The organism is Wolbachia endosymbiont of Glossina morsitans morsitans, from assembly GCF_000689175.1.
Taxonomy (GTDB): Bacteria; Pseudomonadota; Alphaproteobacteria; order Rickettsiales; family Anaplasmataceae; genus Wolbachia; species Wolbachia pipientis.
In genome coordinates this window covers 1-16598 of sequence record NZ_AWUH01000129.1, presented here as the reverse complement: position 1 = coordinate 16598, position 16598 = coordinate 1, and the positions used below count along the sequence as shown (strand labels likewise).

The following is a 16598-nucleotide window of genomic DNA, read 5'->3' as shown; positions in this document are numbered from 1 at the left end:
AAAACAATTGAAAGAAATTAGGCAAGACATAGAAGACGCAATAGCTGAATTGAAAGGAAAAAATGAGCTCTTAATCAGCTATAAAGGTATTGGATCAAAGACGGCGAGCGTTCTACTGACAGAGGTGCCTGAGCTTGGTAGATTAGAGAATAGAGAAATTGCATGCTTAGTTGGAGTTGCACCTAAAACTAGTGAAAGTGGAAGAAAAGTTGGCAAAGCTCAAATCAAAGGAGGCAGGTTTTACGCAAGGAAAGCACTATACATGTCAGCTCTTGTTGCTATGCGCCACAACAGAAAAATGAAAGCGTTTTATCAGCGTTTGGTTGATTCTGGCAAAGCTGCTAAGGTTGCATTAGTTGCTGTCATGAGAAAAATTATCGTTTGTTTAAATGCCATGATAAAAAATAACAACTTTTATCTTGACTCTTAAGACGGTAGATGACAGACCATTGATTGTATGGGTTCCATCTGTTATATATAATCTTTTTGAATACGAAGAAAACTGATGAATGAGTATGATATTACGGTTATAGGTAGCGGTCCTGGTGGTTATATAGCGGCAATTAGGGCGGCACAGCTTGGGTTTAAAACTGCAATTGTGGAAAAAGAAAAAAATTTAGGCGGTATATGCTTAAATTGGGGATGTATACCAACAAAATCACTGCTTAGAGCATCTGAGGTTTATAGGCTAATAAAAAGATCAAAAGAGTTTGGTATAGAAGTAAAGGGAGCGAATTTTGATATACAATCAATAGTGAAATACTCAAGAAACGTTGTTGATAAATTGTCAAGCGGTGTTGCATATTTGATGAAAAAAAATAATATCAAAGTTCATCAAGGTTTTGGTAAACTTGCAGGCAATGGTACTATAAAAGTCGTTAGCGATAAGGAAGAACAAGAAATTGTTTCCAAGCATATCATTTTAGCAACAGGCGTGAGGGCACGGAATCTGCCTGGAATAGAGGCAGATGGAGATTTAATATGGAATGCGCAGCATGCTATGACTCCAGAGAGATTACCAAAATCGCTACTAATTATAGGGTCTGGTGCAATTGGAATAGAATTTGCAAGTTTTTATAGTACTTTGGGTGTTGATGTAACAATCATAGAGATAAAGAGCACTATTTTGCCGCTGGAGGATAAGGACATTTCAGATTTAGCACAAGAAATATTCACAAAACAGGGGATAGAAATATATACAAGCAGTAGCGTAAAAGCTCTTACTAAAAGTAAAGACTCTGCTCAAGTGCTACTAAGTAGTGGTGAGAGCAAAGAATTTGAGAGGGTGATTGTTGCGGTTGGAATTCAAGCAAATATTGAAAATATAGGTTTAGAAAATACAAAAATTAAATTAAGCCCTTCTGGCTTTATTGAAACGAATGAATGGTATGAAACTAGTGAATCAAATGTGTATGCAATAGGTGATGTAGCTGGCCCACCATGTTTAGCACATAAAGCGAGCCATGAAGCCGTGATCTGCATTGAAAAGATTGCTGGTAAAAATGCTCATGCGTTAAAAAAAGAATGCATACCAAATTGCACTTATTCTCATCCACAAATAGCGAGCATCGGCCTTACTGAGGAACAGGCAATAAAAGGTGGGTATGATATAAAAATAGGAAAATTTCACTCTAACTTTAATGGTAAGTCTGTTGCACTCAGTGAAACTGAAGGGTTAGTGAAAACGATTATAGATAAAAAAAACGGAGAAATTCTGGGTAGCCACATGATAGGTGCAGAAGTAACGGAGTTAATTAGCAATTTTGCTCTTGCAAAGCAACTAGAAGGAACAGACTTCGACATAAAATCTACGATTTTTCCTCATCCAACCATTTCAGAGATGATACATGAATCAGTGCTTGCTGCAGATGTTAAATAGTTGAACTAACGTTCCATCGTTTTAGAGTTGTCAATGTCTTGAGTAGTAGTTTGATTAGGCACTTTAGTTTCAATAGATTGATTACCACCAGCATCAGAATTCTGTAACTCTTCTTTCAATCCCTTAGCTGCTTCTTTAACTTCAAGCTTTGCCTTTGGATGAAGATCTTCTGGGCCTTTTCCTTTAGTATCCAAACCTTGTTGTAGATTAGTGCTTTTCATTTTATTATGCTGCTCGTGCTCAGGTAGGTCAACGACCGAATTGAAAAGAATTTTTACTATATTTTTTAGCAGTTCTAAAAAACCTCCGCTTCTGCCTTCTCTTTGTTCTTGAGGTTTATTTTTCTCATTAGGTTCTTTTTTACTATTACCTTTAGGCATTTTAAACTCAACTATCATAACGCTTAACAAAATTCTACGTGCAAATTGTTAAATAACAGTTAACAATCTAGGATTTATTATTTACAGATGGATATTATTTTAGCAACAGGTGGCACAGGTGGGCATATCTTTCCGGCCATAGCTTTAGCAAAAGCACTAAAGACACAAGGATACAATTGCATATTATTCACTGATAAAAAAACAAATAAAAATACCGACATAGAAAGCTACACCTTACCATTACGTAGACCAAGCAGCAACAAATTTAAGTTTTTCCTTTTCTTGATATACAGCTCTATGTTAGCACTGTATCAAGTAAGAAAATTAAAACCAAAATCGGTCATTGGTTTTGGTAGCTATGCTTCTTTTCCAACTCTTCTTGCAGCAAGAGTTCTTTCTATACCTATAATTTTACATGAACAAAACACAGTTTTAGGGAGAGTAAATAGATTCTTTTTCAAGAGTGCAAAATTAATTGCAACCAGCTTTCCGGAGACTAAATATGCAGAGGGCAATAAATGTATTTTTACAGGAAATTTTGTTGATATAAAAGCACAGAGCCATTCTAGCACTGAGAAAATCCTAAATATATTGGTCATAGCAGGCAGCCAAGGTGCAAATTTTTTTGATGATGTAGTAAGCAGCGTAATTTGTGATTTACCTATTAAAATGAAAAAGAAAATTAGAGTGACGCAGCAATGTACGAAGAAAAATGTAAACAAGGTCAAAAGTCTATACAAAAGTGAAAAGATCGATTGTGAATTGAGTGAATTTTTTGATGATATGGAGAATAGACTGGCCAATGCTCACTTGGTAATTAGCAGAGCAGGAGCAACTTCAATAGCAGAGATCACTCTTGCTAGGCGTTCTGCTATATATATTCCTTACCCTTACTCAAAAGATAATCACCAATTTTATAACGCAAAATATATTGAAGACTCGAGAGCAGCTATAATAGTTAAGCAGAATAGTGAAGCAAAAAAAAATCTAACAGAGGTACTATTTGATCTATTAAATAATTCTCAAAAATTGCGTGATATGACCAATAGTACAGAAAAAACAGGGATAAAGAATGGGACTACTGAGTTTGTTAAGGTGATTGTTCACAGGTTTAGTTGATGGCTGCTTGCTTTTTCTTCAAACACATCCCAAAGATCTTTTTCTAGCGATATATTATACAATTTATTGATATGAACTACTCCCGTGGGTGAAGTTGTGTTAATTTCGAGCAGGAAGTCATCTATAATATCAATACCAACAAATATTAGCCCTCTTTTCTTTAATTCAGGACCAATTTTGTTACATATTTCATTGTTTCTATCGTTCATTTGAGCGGGCTCAAAACTTGCTCCAAGTCGCATGTTTGTTCTGATCTCTCCACTGATTTTTGGAATTCGTTTCATTACACCAATTGCTTGACCATAAAGTAGCAATATTCTTTTATCTTTATCTATGTTTTTACAAAATGATTGTGCAATCACAGGGCATTCGTATTTTGCTATCATGAGATCCACTACTACTTGAATACTATTCTCATCTTGTATTCTTATCACATCGTTTCCTCCATAACTATACAATGGCTTCAGAATAATATCTTGATAGTTGTAGTAGAAATCTCTAATCATTGATATATTTTCAGTAATCAAAGTTGGCGGAATTAGCTCTGGAAATAATGAAGTTATCAATTTTTCAGGACAATTTCTTATTTCTGTTGGATTGTTAATTACCAATGCGCTGGTTTTTTCTAAGATATATGTTGTTGTAATATAACGCATATCAAAGGGTGGATCCTGTCTGATAAATATGATGTCCATTTCATTCAAGTTGATTGCTACATCCTCTTTAGAGATAAAACTAAAATCATCAACGCTGACTTTCTGAGCCAGAGCAATTGGATGGTTTAGCTTTAGTGCTAAATTGTTAGGAGCATAGACAAAAATTTCGTGCTTCCTCCTTTGTGCTTCCTTTATTAGCACGAATGTAGTGTCAGTTTCAAAATTTATATTTTCATCCATCTGAAAGGCAATTTTCATTTATGTTCTCTACCTATTGTCACAACTGTACAAATGTTATAATTTGAAAGCGATTTTTGCCTAATGGCGTAACTTACTGTACCTGTATCGTACATAACTTACAACTTGTTTTACTCCCTTTACTTTTCTTGCAATTGCTATTACAGCTTTTAATTCCGCTTTATTTTGGGCTATACCCGTCAAATAAACAACTCTATCAACCGTATTAACGCTATAATTAATTGACTTAATATTTCTTTTTCCCAGGAGTCTTGTTCTTATTTCCGCTGTTATCATGCCATCTACAGTGGTGTCTAGCATGGAAGCCATTTGAATTGGTATTACTCTTATTTCATTTATCACTTCTTTAATTTCTTTTTGCTGCCAAGCTATTTTTTCTGCTGTAAGTTGTTTTTCAGGAGTGTCAACACTTCCAATGAGCAATACTCTTCCTTCACTTACTTTAACCTTTATGGATGAAAATAGCCCATGTTTTAAGAGCCCCTTATTAATTCTGATGACCATAGTCGTATCATCAATGATATTTCCCAAGGATTTGTCCTGCATTGTTATTGCTGTTGCTGTCGCTGTAGCCACCACACCACCTATTATAAGGGTTGTGCAACCACTTTGTGTAATCAAAAAAATTGCGAGTAAGAAGCTTGTTATTAATCTCATTATTGATTTTCATGGTTTAGAGCTTTCATTAAGAAATGTTAATAAGCTTTTTTGATTGTGTAAATACCATAAATTAAGTAAGACTTTAAACCTTGAATATTTTTAATGGAATACCTATAATAGGGTACTGAAAATTTCTTGCGGATATGGCGGAATTGGTAGACGTGCCAGGTTTAGGTCCTGGTGAGCTTGCTCGTGGGGGTTCAAGTCCCTCTGTCCGCACTTTAAAGTCATGTAACTTAGGTTTTAAGGGAAAATTTATAATCACTAAATACACTTTTGTTTGTGTAAAAACCTGTTCTTAAGGATTGTGTTTAACTTAAATTCTGGTAAAATGACTCTATTAAGATATGAATTAAAATGTTAATAAATGAATTATGATGTCTAATAATATACCTCAAAATACAGTCGAAGTAAGTAGCGTATATGCCTACAAAGAGCTTAGTATAGATAAACTAAAGTATGAGTATGAAATCATAGTTGGTAGTGATTATATAAAACAAAAGGTAAATTCCAGGTTGCAAGAGATAGCAGAAAATGCAAAATCACCTGGATTTAGGGCTGGAAAGATGCCCTATGACCTTGTTGTTGCAAATTATAAAAACGAGGCTTTGGAATATGTGATAAATAATACAATTGATTATTGCTCAAGTGATTTGATGAAAAAAATTGAAGTCAAGTCTCACATTTATCCTAAGGTTGATGTTATATCATTACCAGATCTGGGCAAAGAAAATGAGGAGGGCAATTTTGTATACAAGCTATCTTTTGAGTCGATGCCTGAAGTACCGATGATAGATCTTGACAAAATAAACTTAAAGAAAATTGAAGCAAGGATTGAAGAGGAAGATATAAAAGAATTTATTGATTCTATCAAAACAAAGTTCCCCAATTTTGCCTCTGTTGATTATGCTTCTTACCAAGCGAAAGATGGGGATAAATTGATAATTGATTTTGAAGGGCGGATTAGGAATAAGCTCTTTCAGGGTGGAAGTAGCAAAAATTTTGCCGTTAATTTAGGGTCTGGCACATTTATTAATGGTTTTGAAGATCAATTAACTGGTATGAAAAAGGGAGAAGCAAAGAACTTTAAGTTGAAATTTCCTGAAAATTACCAAGCCATTTCCCTTGCAGGACAGGAAGCTGATTTTTCTGTGCGAATTAATGAGATTCAGGTTGCCAAAGATTTTGAAAATGATGATGAAATAGCTAAGAGTATTGGGTTCAAAGATTATTCTTTGCTAATAAGTCATGCAAAAAAAATGATTGGTGATCAATGCACCGAAATGAGAAATCTCTTAATTAAAAAGGAGCTATTTGATTATTTGGATGCTAATTATAGTTTTGATTTACCCACAGACATAGTAAAACAGGAGCAACAAAGAATGGAAGGAGAATTGGGTGCTCAAAATGATTCTCGTAAAGAAGCTGAAAAACGTGTAAAGCTTGCTATGTTATTTATGAAATTTAGTGCAGAACATAAAATATCATTAACTCAAAATGATGTTTTGAATGTGATTGTAAATCAATACGTCAGTAAGGATGTACCGTTTGACAGAGTACTTAAGCATTTTGAATCAAATAAACAATTTCAAGAATTAGTTAGAGGGCAAGCGCTTGAGTATAAAGTGACAGATTATATAATAGAAAAAGTGAGTAAAGAAGAGCAGGTTATTTCTGTGAAAGAATTAAAAGAATTGTTTGGTAATATTTAATAGGAAAAGGTATGACTCTTATACCAATTGTAGTTGAACAAACTAGTCGCGGTGAGCGCGCTTATGACATATATTCAAGACTAGTGAAAGAAAGAATAATTTTTGTAACAGGTCCTATTGAGGACAACATGGCTAGCGTAATAGTAGCACAGCTTTTATTTTTAGAGTCGGAAAATCCCGATAAAGACATTTGTATGTACATCAACTCACCAGGTGGTGTTGTAACTGCTGGTTTGTCGATCTACGATACAATGCAGTATATAAACCCAGACGTTTCAACTTTATGTATAGGTCAAGCTGCGTCTATGGGTTCTTTATTGCTTGCAGCTGGTACAAAAGGTAAGCGCTACTCTCTACCTCATTCAAGAATTATGATACATCAGCCATCTGGTGGTTATCATGGTCAAGCAACTGATATAGAAATACATGCTAATGAAATTTTGCGGGTTAAGAAAAAACTAAATCAAATTTATGAAAAACATACTGGAAATTCACTGAAGAAAATTGAAGGAATGATGGAAAGAGATAAATTCATGGATCCTGAAGAAGCAAGGAAAATTGGCTTAATTGACAGGGTGATAGCTGAGCGTACAGATATTGAAATTGAAAATACTAAAGTTAAACAAAAGGTGGGTTAATGGATAACAATAATGATTTACACTACTGTTCTTTTTGCAACAAGGCGCAAGATGAAGTAGATAAATTGATTACTAACTCTTCGGATGGTTTAAAGGTGTTTATTTGTAATGAGTGCATAGAATTATCCCACAAAGCAATAAGTCAAAAGAAAGATAGATCTTTTAATTCAGATCGTATATCCGATATGAAGCTATTACTAAAGAAACCTGAGGATATAAAAAACTTTCTCAGCAAGCATGTTGTAGGTCAAGAAAACGCGCAACACGTTTTATCTGTAGCTATGTATAACCATTGTCAATCCATGGTAAAATTTCATGCTATAAGTGATATTGAAATCGAGAAGTCAAATATAATGCTTATTGGTCCCACCGGTTCTGGTAAGACTTTGCTAGCCAAAACACTTGCTAAAGTTTCAGATGTGCCATTTGCTATGGCTGATGCAACAACTTTAACTGAGGCAGGTTATGTGGGTGATGATGTAGAAAGCGTGTTGTCGCGTTTATTACAAGCTGCAAATTATGACGTTGCAAAAGCACAGCGTGGTATAGTGTTTATAGATGAAATAGACAAGATCACAAGAAAATCTGAAAGCACTTCAATAACCCGTGACGTTTCAGGTGAAGGAGTCCAGCAAGCTCTGCTTAAGATTATGGAGGGTACAGTTGCTTATGTTCCGCCACAAGGAGGGCGAAAACACCCACAACAAGAGTTTATACAAGTGGATACTAGTAACATACTGTTTATTTGTGGAGGAGCTTTTGAAGGCCTCGATAAAATTATTGAAGCGAGAAAAAAGGGAACATCAGTTGGCTTTGGAGCAGATATAAGTCAGTCTAAAGAGCAAAAGAAAAAAAATGCTTTACATGATGTTCAACCTGAAGATTTAATCAAATTCGGTTTAATACTCGAATTTGTAGGACGGGTTCCAATAACTGCTGTTTTAGATGAGCTGGATCATGAAGATTTAATACATGTGTCGACAGAGCCAAGGAATGCACTAATAAAACAGTACAAAGCATTGCTTGCGTTTAGCAAAGTAAACCTTGAGTTTTCAGATGAAGCAATATCAGCTATTGCTAAAAAGGCTATAAGCTACAAAACAGGTGCAAGAATGTTACGTGCTATCTTGGAGTCACTTTTGCTTGACATTATGTATACATCTGGAAACGGAGGCTTTGAAGGTAGCACTATAGTAATCACTAAGAAAATGGTAGAATTAGGAAAAGCAACGGTTAATCATAATAACAATGGCAATGTTATAATGGTTAATGATTAATTTGAGGCATATATTGTGAACATTGAACGTACTGTGAGCTCTGGTTTTGCTGCATTGTCAGTATTACCTTTAAGAGATGTAGTAATTTTTCCAAATATAATGGTGCCTTTATTCATAGGCAGAGAAAAATCTGTTAATGCACTAGAGTATGCAATAAGTAGTAGTAATCACCAAAATGAGATCTTTCTTGTAGCACAGAAAGATGGCTCTGTTGATAATCCAGAGCCTGAAGATCTTTATGAAGTAGGTGTGTTAGCAAGCATTGTACAACCGTTAATAAAATTACCTGACAATGCTGTAAAAGTTATAATCCGGGGGATAAGAAGGGGAAGGGTTGTAGAATATATTAGCTCTCATACTTTATTACAAGCCAGGGTAGAGTTAGACAGTCATTATGAATATGAAGAAGATGAAGAAGATGAAGGCAATATTGATTTAGAGGCTTTAAGGCGGTCTGTTGTAGACGCGTTCGATAGCTGGTGTAAGCTAAACAAGAAAAATCAACCCGAGGTTTTCATTAACTCCATTGATCAAATCAAAGAAGTTGATCAACTTGTAGACACGGTAGCTTCACATTTAAATATAAAAGTATCAGATAAACAAAGTATACTTGAGGCTTATGAACCAGAAGAGCGTTTAAAAAAAGCTTTTGCTTTTATTGAGAGAGAAATGAGTATTTTGAACGCACAAAACCGTTTATATAAGACAATTAAATCGCAAGTTGAAAGCACTCAGAAAGTTTACTACCTTAACGAGCAATTGAAAGCTATACAGAAAGAATTAGGCGAATTTGAGAATGGTGATGAAGGGAATATACTCAATGAATTTGAAAAAAAGATAAATGAAACAAAGCTTTCTCAGGAAGCAAGAGAGAAAGCTATAACTGATTTGAAGAGATACAAGAAAATGAATCCCATTTCTCCTGAAGCTACAGTTATATCTAGTTACTTGCATTGGTTACTTGATTTGCCGTGGGGAAAGTACAAAGATGCAAAAATTAACTTAAATGCAGCTAAGAAAATCTTAGATGAAAATCATTATGGCATAGAGAAAGTAAAAGATAGAATAATAGAATTTTTAGCGGTATTAAAAAGAGTAAAAGAGATAAAAGGTCCTATACTTGGCTTAGTTGGACCGCCAGGTGTTGGTAAAACTTCTTTAGCTAAGTCTATGGCAAGAGCAGTAGGAAGAGATTTTGTTCGCATAGCTCTTGGTGGTGTGCGTGATGAGTCTGAGATACGAGGGCATAGGAAAACTTATATTGGCTCAATGCCTGGTAAAATCATTCAACACATGAAAAAAGCTAATTCATGCAACCCGCTTTTTCTGCTTGATGAAATAGATAAGATGGGTTCTGATTCGCGTGGCGATCCTGCATCTGCATTACTTGAGGTTTTAGATACTGAGCACAATAAACACTTTACGGATCATTACTTGGAAGTTGAGTTTGATCTTTCAAGTGTAATGTTTGTAGCTACGGCAAACAGCTTAAATTTACCACATCCTTTGCGTGATAGGATGGAAATTATACAATTGTCCGGGTATACTGAAGATGAAAAAATCAGTATTGCTACACACCACCTTATTCCGAAGTTAAAGAAGGAGCATGGTTTGTATCAGAAGGAATGGGACATAACTAATGAGGCGTTATACGAGTTGATACGTTTATATACACGTGAAAGTGGTGTGCGGAGTATGGAAAGGGAGCTTGCAAAGCTCATGAGAAAGGCAGTTAAAGAAATATTGACTGATAAAAATAAGAAAATATCCGTAGGGGTTGACAATTTACAAGATTATTTAGGGGTACGTAAATATACCTTTGGCATTGCGGAAAATGAGAGTTTAGTAGGAATAGTAACTGGGCTCGCCTACACTGAAACAGGTGGTGATATTTTGATGATAGAATCAGTCCTAATTCCGGGCAAGGGAGAAATAAAATACACAGGAAAGCTTGGAGAGGTTATGCAAGAATCTATAAAAGCTGCGTATAGTTATATTCGATCAAATTGTTTGTTTTTTGGTATAAAGCCCGAAAAATTCCAAAATAATGATATACATTTGCATGTACCTGAGGGTGCGGTACCAAAGGATGGCCCTTCTGCTGGCGGCGCGGTATGTACGTCTATTGTTTCTCTTATGACGAATATACCAGTTAACAAAAATGTTGCTATGACAGGCGAAGTGACATTGCGTGGTAGAGTTTTAGCTATTGGGGGCTTAAGAGAAAAATTGCTTGCAGCGCTCAGAGGATCAATCAAAACTGTGATTATACCAAGTGAAAATGAGAAAGATATGCAAGAGATTCCGGCAAGCATCAAAGAGGGGATTAACGTAGTTTTTGCTAAGAATATTGATGAAGTTATGAAAGTTGCTTTAATGCACCCTACTACTCGAATTGATGGTGATGATAATCAAAATATTGTGCCTTCCTCTATAGAAAGTAAAGATGATACTTTTCCTATGTCGGAAACATTGAAGCATTAGATTAAAAAAATATTATCAATCTCCATTTCTCCTTTATCCGGCAAAAATTCACCAACTTGTGCATCCCATAAGGATATGACTTGCTTTGTTGTTATGTCATTCATATTTTTTACTTATTCTATCTCCCAGTTTAATTCAAGTAGATGATATATTATAGTAGTCCTTTTCATGGAAACCTTTTCTGGTAGATTGCTTTCTAGAAAAACATTGGTCAAGGTGCTAACTGTGGTTTATAATAATATAAATTATATCACAGTTGATTTGCATTTATCAGAGCTGAGGTATGTTTTATCTTACAAATTTTTTGCCTATTTTACTGTTCCTATTTCTTTTTGTAGGGAGTGGTATATATTTTACTGTTCTTGGCGTGTCAAATACTTTTTATCAGTTATCTCCACTGGTAGCCATTGTTCCTGCCATAGCTCTGGGTTGGGTTTTATACAAGGGCAATACTGAAGAAAAAATGTATGCCTTTCTAGATGGGGTAAGAGATCGTAATATTATCACTATGTGCATCATTTTTTTACTTGCAGGTGCATTCAGTAAAGTAACTAAAGCAATCGGTAGTGCTGATGCCACAATTAATTTGGCTCTTTCATTTATACCAACACAATTTTTACTCATAGGATTATTTTTTGTAGCAGCTTTCATATCCACTGCTATTGGTAGATCAATGGGCACCATTGCAACAATTGCTCCTATTGCAGTTGAACTGACACAACCTGGGATTTCTCCTTCCTTAGGAGTTGCAACCGTTGTAGGAGGAGCAATGTTTGGTGACAATTTATCTATTATCTCTGATACTACAATTGCATCTGTTATGTCTCAAAAGGCTGATATAAAGAAAAAATTAAAACTGAATGCAAAAGTGGCACTAATTGCTTCTATATTCACAATAATTATATTATTTTATAGCTCAAGCAATAGTGCTGCTATTTCAGTTAAGGAGTATTCTTTATTGCTTGTGACTCCTTACATAATACTTATATTGCTTGCAAACTTTGGAATAAATGTATTTACGGCATTGGTTTTAAGCATAACTTCTGCTGGAATCATTGGATTTATAAATAACAACAATTATGGTTTATTGTTTTTAAGCCAAAACATCACTAAGGGGTTTATGAGTATGCATGAAATTATGCTACTGTCATTGATGGTTGGCGGGCTTTCAGGACTAGTAGGTAAAAATTCTAAGGAGTTTGCAGATAAACTTTCATCTTGGGTTATGATACAACGTGGTGGACAAAAAACAGCGCAGTTATTTATTGCAAAAATAGCCAGTATATTTGATATTTTACTTGCAAATAATACCATCGCTATAATTTTTAGCGGTGAAATTGCTAGAGATATTGCTAAGAAATATGAAATACCGCCTCACTATAGTGCAGCATGGCTAGGCATATTTTCTTGTGTATTTCAAGGATTAATACCGTATGGCGCTCAATTGCTTTTGGCTAGCACTATTGCTGGAGTTTCACCTTTGGCAGTCGTGCCACACGTATACTATTGCTATATTTTAGGTATTATTGCAGTGTTATATATTGTATTGAACAAAATTGAGAAAAAAGATTGTGCTTAATATACAAGACAACGCTCCGCTCTGTAGAAAATGGATGTTCTTGGCAGTATGTGCTCTTGCTTGCTCTGGGTTACTGTCAATAATTGTTATTTTTCTACGATTGCCTTTTATCTCCTCTCTTGTTCCTTCTGCACAATATATTTTTGATAATGCGCTGGTAATACACGTGAACTTGTCAATTTTAGTGTGGATGTGCTCTATAATATCTCTGCTCTTTATCATAAACCTACAAAATACCAATAGTTGGTTTAACTTTTCATGGGTTCTACCAACCCTTTCGATGCTGCTCATGTTTATATCCGCATTCGTTCCAAACACTGAAGTTATCAAAAGTAACTATATTCCCGTATTACAAAACAAATTATTTTTACTTGGACTCAGTTTATTTATTGCCAGTATATTAGTAAATACAATGCTAGCATACACATCAAAAAAAGAGGTTTCATTTCTCTCTGTTGGGCAAATTGGGCTAGTTATTATACTTGTATCGTCATTTCTTTGCTTTGTTTTAGCATATAATAATATGCCTCCAGGTCTATATCACTCAGATAATAATTTATTTTACGAATATCTCTTTTGGGGAGGCGGACATTTATTGCAGTTTGCTTTTACTCAAGGAATGTTTTTAGTCTATTTAATAATGCTAAGTTCCAATGATATTAGTTTAGCTTCAAACAATAAAATTACTATTTTACCACTATTTATAAACACGATTTTAGCTGTAGGCGCACCGTTTGTATATTTTGTTTATCCAGTTGGTAGTGCCAAGTTAATACAGTTTTTTACTTGGCATATGAGGATTGCTGGAGCAGTTTTGCCGTGCTTTTTGATAATATTAGTGTGCTACAACATCAGAACTTTTATTAATGATAAAAGCACCTATTTATTACATTCATTTTTGTTGTTCACTTATGGAGATGTGCTCGGAGTGTTGACTATTGAAGGTAATGTCACGATTCCCGCTCATTACCATGGTTCTGTAGTTGGGATCACTATAGCTTTTATGAATTTTGTCTACTGGATGTTACCTAAATTAAACTTTAAAGAGATAAAAAGTTCCATGGTAAGATTACAGATTTATGCCTACAGTATAGGGCATTTTCTCCATATCACTGGCCTTGTGTGGCTTGGTGGATATGGTGCTTTAAGGAAGGTTGCAGATCTGCCAAGTATTTCGTCAATGTTAGCACGCACGTGCTTCATTATAGGTGCCGCTATATCAGTTGTTGGTGGAATGTTGTTCGTAATAATTGTGCTTTTACATCTGTTAAAAGGCAAAGCGCGTACCAACTGACCCATAGAAACAAAAAAAACTTCCTTGACAAATTCCCCCAGCGCCCTTATCATGAAACTGAAGCTATTTATTTATCTTCTCTGTACAGATTAAATGACAAAAAAATTCACGTATCTGGCGTCCCATGTTTAATTTTTTGCACTATGTGCATCTTATGTCTTTATAAAATTTCTAGGTTTTTACCTAATATAAGCTGAAACGCGCTTATAAAGCATTTAAAACATCAAAAAACGCCGATTTAAAAAGTGGATAGTGAATAACTAGCTACCCTAGGGTTTCTTTTGCCTTTTTTTCTGTTTAGTAAATTTCTTAATGTTTATAATTTAGATTAGTTGCGGCTTAAAAGCAACTAAATCGCGGTTATTAAGCGTTTCGAATAAAAAAACGCCATACTTGAAAGTATAATGTAAATAATTAGCTAACCACGGGGCTTCTTTTGCCTTTTTTTTCATTTGGTAAATTTTTCAATATTTATACGGAAGGTAGCGCGTGACGCTGGAAGCCCAAAAAAAGGATGATGTCATCCCAGTGCTCCTTTTTTTGTCATCCTATGATAGCTAAAAAGACCTGGTCACGCGCTGGAATGACACCGAAGGGGCTACTGCCCTCTTGGATGGAGACCAGTGTCAGCTACTTAGATGATACCTTTTTTCTACTTAGTTTAGGTTATGCAGAAGTCTAATACAATTAAAAAACAAGCTTAAAAATTCTGGTAAAGTAGTTTTATTTACAAAGAAAGAATATGCTACTTGAAATTGAAAAGCGCAGTATAACAAATGCATTGTGGAAGTTGCAAGAAGCAGATCAAAGGCAAATCTTAACTCTTACACAGAGATTTGAGTTACCAGAAATATTAGCAAGAATATTGGTTACTCGTGGTGTTAACATAGAAAATGCAAGCGACTTCTTATATCCACTAATCAGATCGCTATTACCAGATCCCTTTCACCTTCTTGATATGGTGTGTGTGTATACGTGTTTCTCGTATAATACGGGCAATAAAAATGATGAAAACCTCGCAATATTTGGTGACTATGATGTTGATGGTGCAACGTCGTCAGCATTGATTAACAGGTACCTGAGAGCAATCGATATACACTCTATAATCTACATTCCAGATCGTGTTGATGAGGGCTATGGATTAAACACAGATGCTTTATTACAACTTAAAAAGAATGGAGTTGATTTATGTATTTCCGTTGATTGTGGTACGCTTGCATATCAACCAATAGAAGATGCAAAGGCTTTTGGTCTTGATATTATAGTTGTTGACCATCACCTTGGTACGGAAAAATTACCAAGCGCCGTAGCAGTTGTGAATCCAAACCGCCTTGATGAGAGCTCTCCTTATAATAACCTAGCAGCAGTTGGAGTGTCATTTCTGCTAATTGTTGCTCTTAATAAAAGCCTACGTGAGCAAGGATTTTTTACCAACAAAAAAGAACCAGATTTATTTGATCTGTTGGATTTGGTTGCCCTGGGAACTGTCTGTGATGTTATGCAGATCACAGGCCTCAATAGAGCACTTGTCTCACAAGGATTAAAAGTTATGTCAACAAGAAAAAACGTTGGCTTGCGTGTTTTATTTGATGCTTTGGGAATCCTTGAAAAACCAAGTGTTTCTCGATTAGGGTTTAGTATTGGGCCATGCATAAATGCTGGAGGAAGAATTGGAGAAGCATCGCTTGGTGCAAGGTTGCTTTCCACCGATGATGATGAAGAGGCACATTCAATCGCGCTAAAATTAATAGATTTGAATAATGCAAGAAAAGTGTTAGAAAATGAGGCTCTCTTGGAAGCTACAGCACAAGCGGAAAAGTCTGCCCAATCAGGTGCGAATTTTATAATGATAAGTGGCAATTGGCACCAGGGAATAATTGGTATAATTGCATCAAGGCTAAAGGAGCAGTTTCACTTGCCAACAGCAGTGATATCTTTAAATAATGGAATAGGAAAGGCAAGCTGTAGATCAATTTTGGGAGTTGATATCGGTGCTGCAGTCCTTTCCGCAAAGTTTATAAATTTGATTATTGAAGGTGGTGGCCATAGTATGGCGGCAGGATTTTCAATTAAAGAAGACAAAATAAATGATTTGCATGATTTTTTTACTGAAAGATTTTCAAACTCTATAAATGAGAAAACTTTAAAAGCTGATAGTATAGTAACTGCTAAAGCAATAAATTTGTCTTTATGGAATCAATTGCAACGCTTGGGACCTTTTGGAGTTCGAAATCCTGAACCAAGGTTTATTATCCAAGGAGCAGAGATAAGAAAGCCTGAAGTTATAGGAGTTGACCATATAAAATGTTTTATTGCTGATGATAATGTTATGGTAAGAGCTATTGCATTTCGTTCTGCAAATACTCATCTTGGCTTTGCTATCATGCAGGGTAATGTTAAAGCTATTTTGGATAAAATCTCTATGAATTACTGGAATGGCAATGAATTTGTACAATTTTTAATAGAAGATGTATTGACCATTAGTTGAGTGTATCTGTTCAGCAGAATGGCAAAATAGGTAGACAAGATAAAACAAAAAATCAAGAAGAAGTGAGTGTGCACTTGTCCATAAAGTCTTTCCATTTCTTCGATTATTCTCTTCACTTTCAGCTAATAAGTGATTTTCTATTTCACCTTCCAAACTTGCCTCCAGCAGCTTTTT

At 35.1% G+C, this 16598-nt stretch carries 15 protein-coding genes and 1 tRNA gene; 12 read left to right on the top strand and 4 right to left on the bottom strand.

What is annotated here, in order from left to right; all coding sequences use genetic code 11:
• The coding region (locus tag WGMM_RS03250; RefSeq protein ID WP_038250037.1) for an IS110 family transposase at nt 1-430 on the top strand (430 nt) is incomplete at its 5' end.
• A gap of 75 nt (nt 431-505) precedes the next feature.
• Complete coding sequence (lpdA, locus tag WGMM_RS03245; RefSeq protein WP_038250032.1) at nt 506-1879, top strand: dihydrolipoyl dehydrogenase; 1374 nt, start codon at nt 506-508, stop codon at nt 1877-1879.
• Nucleotides 1880-1884: 5 nt separating this feature from the next.
• Here the strand turns inward: lpdA and WGMM_RS03240 are convergent, their stop codons facing one another.
• Complete coding sequence (locus WGMM_RS03240; protein WP_038250029.1) at nt 1885-2277, bottom strand: hypothetical protein; 393 nt, start codon at nt 2275-2277, stop codon at nt 1885-1887.
• Between the two features lie 69 nt (nt 2278-2346).
• Here WGMM_RS03240 and murG point away from each other — a divergent pair, with 69 nt between their 5' ends.
• Nucleotides 2347-3378 carry an undecaprenyldiphospho-muramoylpentapeptide beta-N-acetylglucosaminyltransferase gene (gene murG, locus WGMM_RS03235; protein WP_007549072.1) on the top strand — a complete coding sequence of 344 codons (1032 nt, stop codon included), beginning with the start codon at nt 2347-2349 and terminating at the stop codon, nt 3376-3378.
• Here murG and gshB read toward each other — a convergent pair.
• Together gshB and WGMM_RS03225 are read right to left on the bottom strand one after the other, a co-directional pair.
• Nucleotides 3363-4292 (bottom strand): glutathione synthase, encoded by a 930-nt coding sequence (gene gshB, locus WGMM_RS03230; protein ID WP_038250026.1) that lies wholly within the window; start codon nt 4290-4292, stop codon nt 3363-3365. The two genes, murG and gshB, sit on opposite strands and share 16 nt — an antisense overlap.
• 60 nt (nt 4293-4352) lie before the next feature.
• Nucleotides 4353-4949 (bottom strand): BON domain-containing protein, encoded by a 597-nt coding sequence (locus WGMM_RS03225; protein ID WP_038250023.1) that lies wholly within the window; start codon nt 4947-4949, stop codon nt 4353-4355.
• 140 nt (nt 4950-5089) lie between these two features.
• Here WGMM_RS03225 and WGMM_RS03220 point away from each other — a divergent pair.
• The 9 genes from WGMM_RS03220 to recJ all read left to right on the top strand — a co-directional run bounded on the left by WGMM_RS03220 (nt 5090) and on the right by recJ (nt 16424).
• Nucleotides 5090-5171: transfer RNA gene (locus tag WGMM_RS03220), tRNA-Leu, on the top strand.
• Nucleotides 5172-5329: 158 nt separating this feature from the next.
• On the top strand, nt 5330-6664 hold the full coding sequence (gene tig / locus WGMM_RS03215; RefSeq protein WP_038250019.1) for a trigger factor: 1335 nt from the start codon (nt 5330-5332) through the stop codon (nt 6662-6664).
• 11 nt (nt 6665-6675) lie between these two features.
• The gene (gene clpP / locus WGMM_RS03210; RefSeq protein ID WP_038250016.1) at nt 6676-7302 is read left to right on the top strand and encodes an ATP-dependent Clp endopeptidase proteolytic subunit ClpP; all 627 of its coding nucleotides are present in this window, start codon (nt 6676-6678) and stop codon (nt 7300-7302) included.
• Nucleotides 7302-8579 carry an ATP-dependent Clp protease ATP-binding subunit ClpX gene (clpX, locus tag WGMM_RS03205; RefSeq protein ID WP_038250013.1) on the top strand — a complete coding sequence of 426 codons (1278 nt, stop codon included), beginning with the start codon at nt 7302-7304 and terminating at the stop codon, nt 8577-8579. Before clpP ends, clpX begins: the two co-directional genes overlap by 1 nt.
• Before the next feature lie 15 nt (nt 8580-8594).
• A complete protein-coding gene (gene lon, locus WGMM_RS03200) occupies nt 8595-11063 on the top strand; it encodes an endopeptidase La (protein ID WP_038250010.1) in 2469 nt (822 codons plus the stop codon).
• Between the two features lie 283 nt (nt 11064-11346).
• On the top strand, nt 11347-12642 hold the full coding sequence (locus WGMM_RS03195) for a Na+/H+ antiporter NhaC family protein (protein WP_038250007.1): 1296 nt from the start codon (nt 11347-11349) through the stop codon (nt 12640-12642).
• A 34-nt stretch (nt 12643-12676) separates the two neighbouring features.
• Nucleotides 12677-13936, top strand: coding sequence for a cbb3-type cytochrome c oxidase subunit I (locus WGMM_RS03190; RefSeq protein WP_338062975.1), 1260 nt, complete (start codon nt 12677-12679; stop codon nt 13934-13936).
• Nucleotides 13937-14453: 517 nt separating this feature from the next.
• The gene (locus WGMM_RS06725) at nt 14454-14618 is read left to right on the top strand and encodes a hypothetical protein (protein ID WP_240991891.1); all 165 of its coding nucleotides are present in this window, start codon (nt 14454-14456) and stop codon (nt 14616-14618) included.
• 60 nt (nt 14619-14678) lie between these two features.
• Nucleotides 14679-16424, top strand: coding sequence for a single-stranded-DNA-specific exonuclease RecJ (gene recJ, locus WGMM_RS03185; protein WP_038250004.1), 1746 nt, complete (start codon nt 14679-14681; stop codon nt 16422-16424).
• Here the strand turns inward: recJ and WGMM_RS03180 are convergent.
• Nucleotides 16395-16598: hypothetical protein (locus WGMM_RS03180; RefSeq protein WP_038250001.1), on the bottom strand; the 204-nt coding region annotated here is incomplete at its 5' end. The two genes, recJ and WGMM_RS03180, sit on opposite strands and share 30 nt — an antisense overlap.

Bases quoted from the DNA above. Each gene is read 5' to 3' on its own strand.
- lpdA (WP_038250032.1), top strand. From the start codon at position 506: ATGAATGAGTATGATATTACGGTTATAGGTAGCGGTCCTGGTGGTTAT.
- WGMM_RS03240 (WP_038250029.1), bottom strand. From the start codon at position 2,277: ATGATAGTTGAGTTTAAAATGCCTAAAGGTAATAGTAAAAAAGAACCT.
- murG (WP_007549072.1), top strand. From the start codon at position 2,347: ATGGATATTATTTTAGCAACAGGTGGCACAGGTGGGCATATCTTTCCG.
- gshB (WP_038250026.1), bottom strand. From the start codon at position 4,292: ATGAAAATTGCCTTTCAGATGGATGAAAATATAAATTTTGAAACTGAC.
- WGMM_RS03225 (WP_038250023.1), bottom strand. From the start codon at position 4,949: ATGAGATTAATAACAAGCTTCTTACTCGCAATTTTTTTGATTACACAA.
- tig (WP_038250019.1), top strand. From the start codon at position 5,330: ATGTCTAATAATATACCTCAAAATACAGTCGAAGTAAGTAGCGTATAT.
- clpP (WP_038250016.1), top strand. From the start codon at position 6,676: ATGACTCTTATACCAATTGTAGTTGAACAAACTAGTCGCGGTGAGCGC.
- clpX (WP_038250013.1), top strand. From the start codon at position 7,302: ATGGATAACAATAATGATTTACACTACTGTTCTTTTTGCAACAAGGCG.
- WGMM_RS03195 (WP_038250007.1), top strand. From the start codon at position 11,347: ATGTTTTATCTTACAAATTTTTTGCCTATTTTACTGTTCCTATTTCTT.
- WGMM_RS03190 (WP_338062975.1), top strand. From the start codon at position 12,677: ATGTTCTTGGCAGTATGTGCTCTTGCTTGCTCTGGGTTACTGTCAATA.
- WGMM_RS06725 (WP_240991891.1), top strand. From the start codon at position 14,454: ATGTCATCCCAGTGCTCCTTTTTTTGTCATCCTATGATAGCTAAAAAG.
- recJ (WP_038250004.1), top strand. From the start codon at position 14,679: ATGCTACTTGAAATTGAAAAGCGCAGTATAACAAATGCATTGTGGAAG.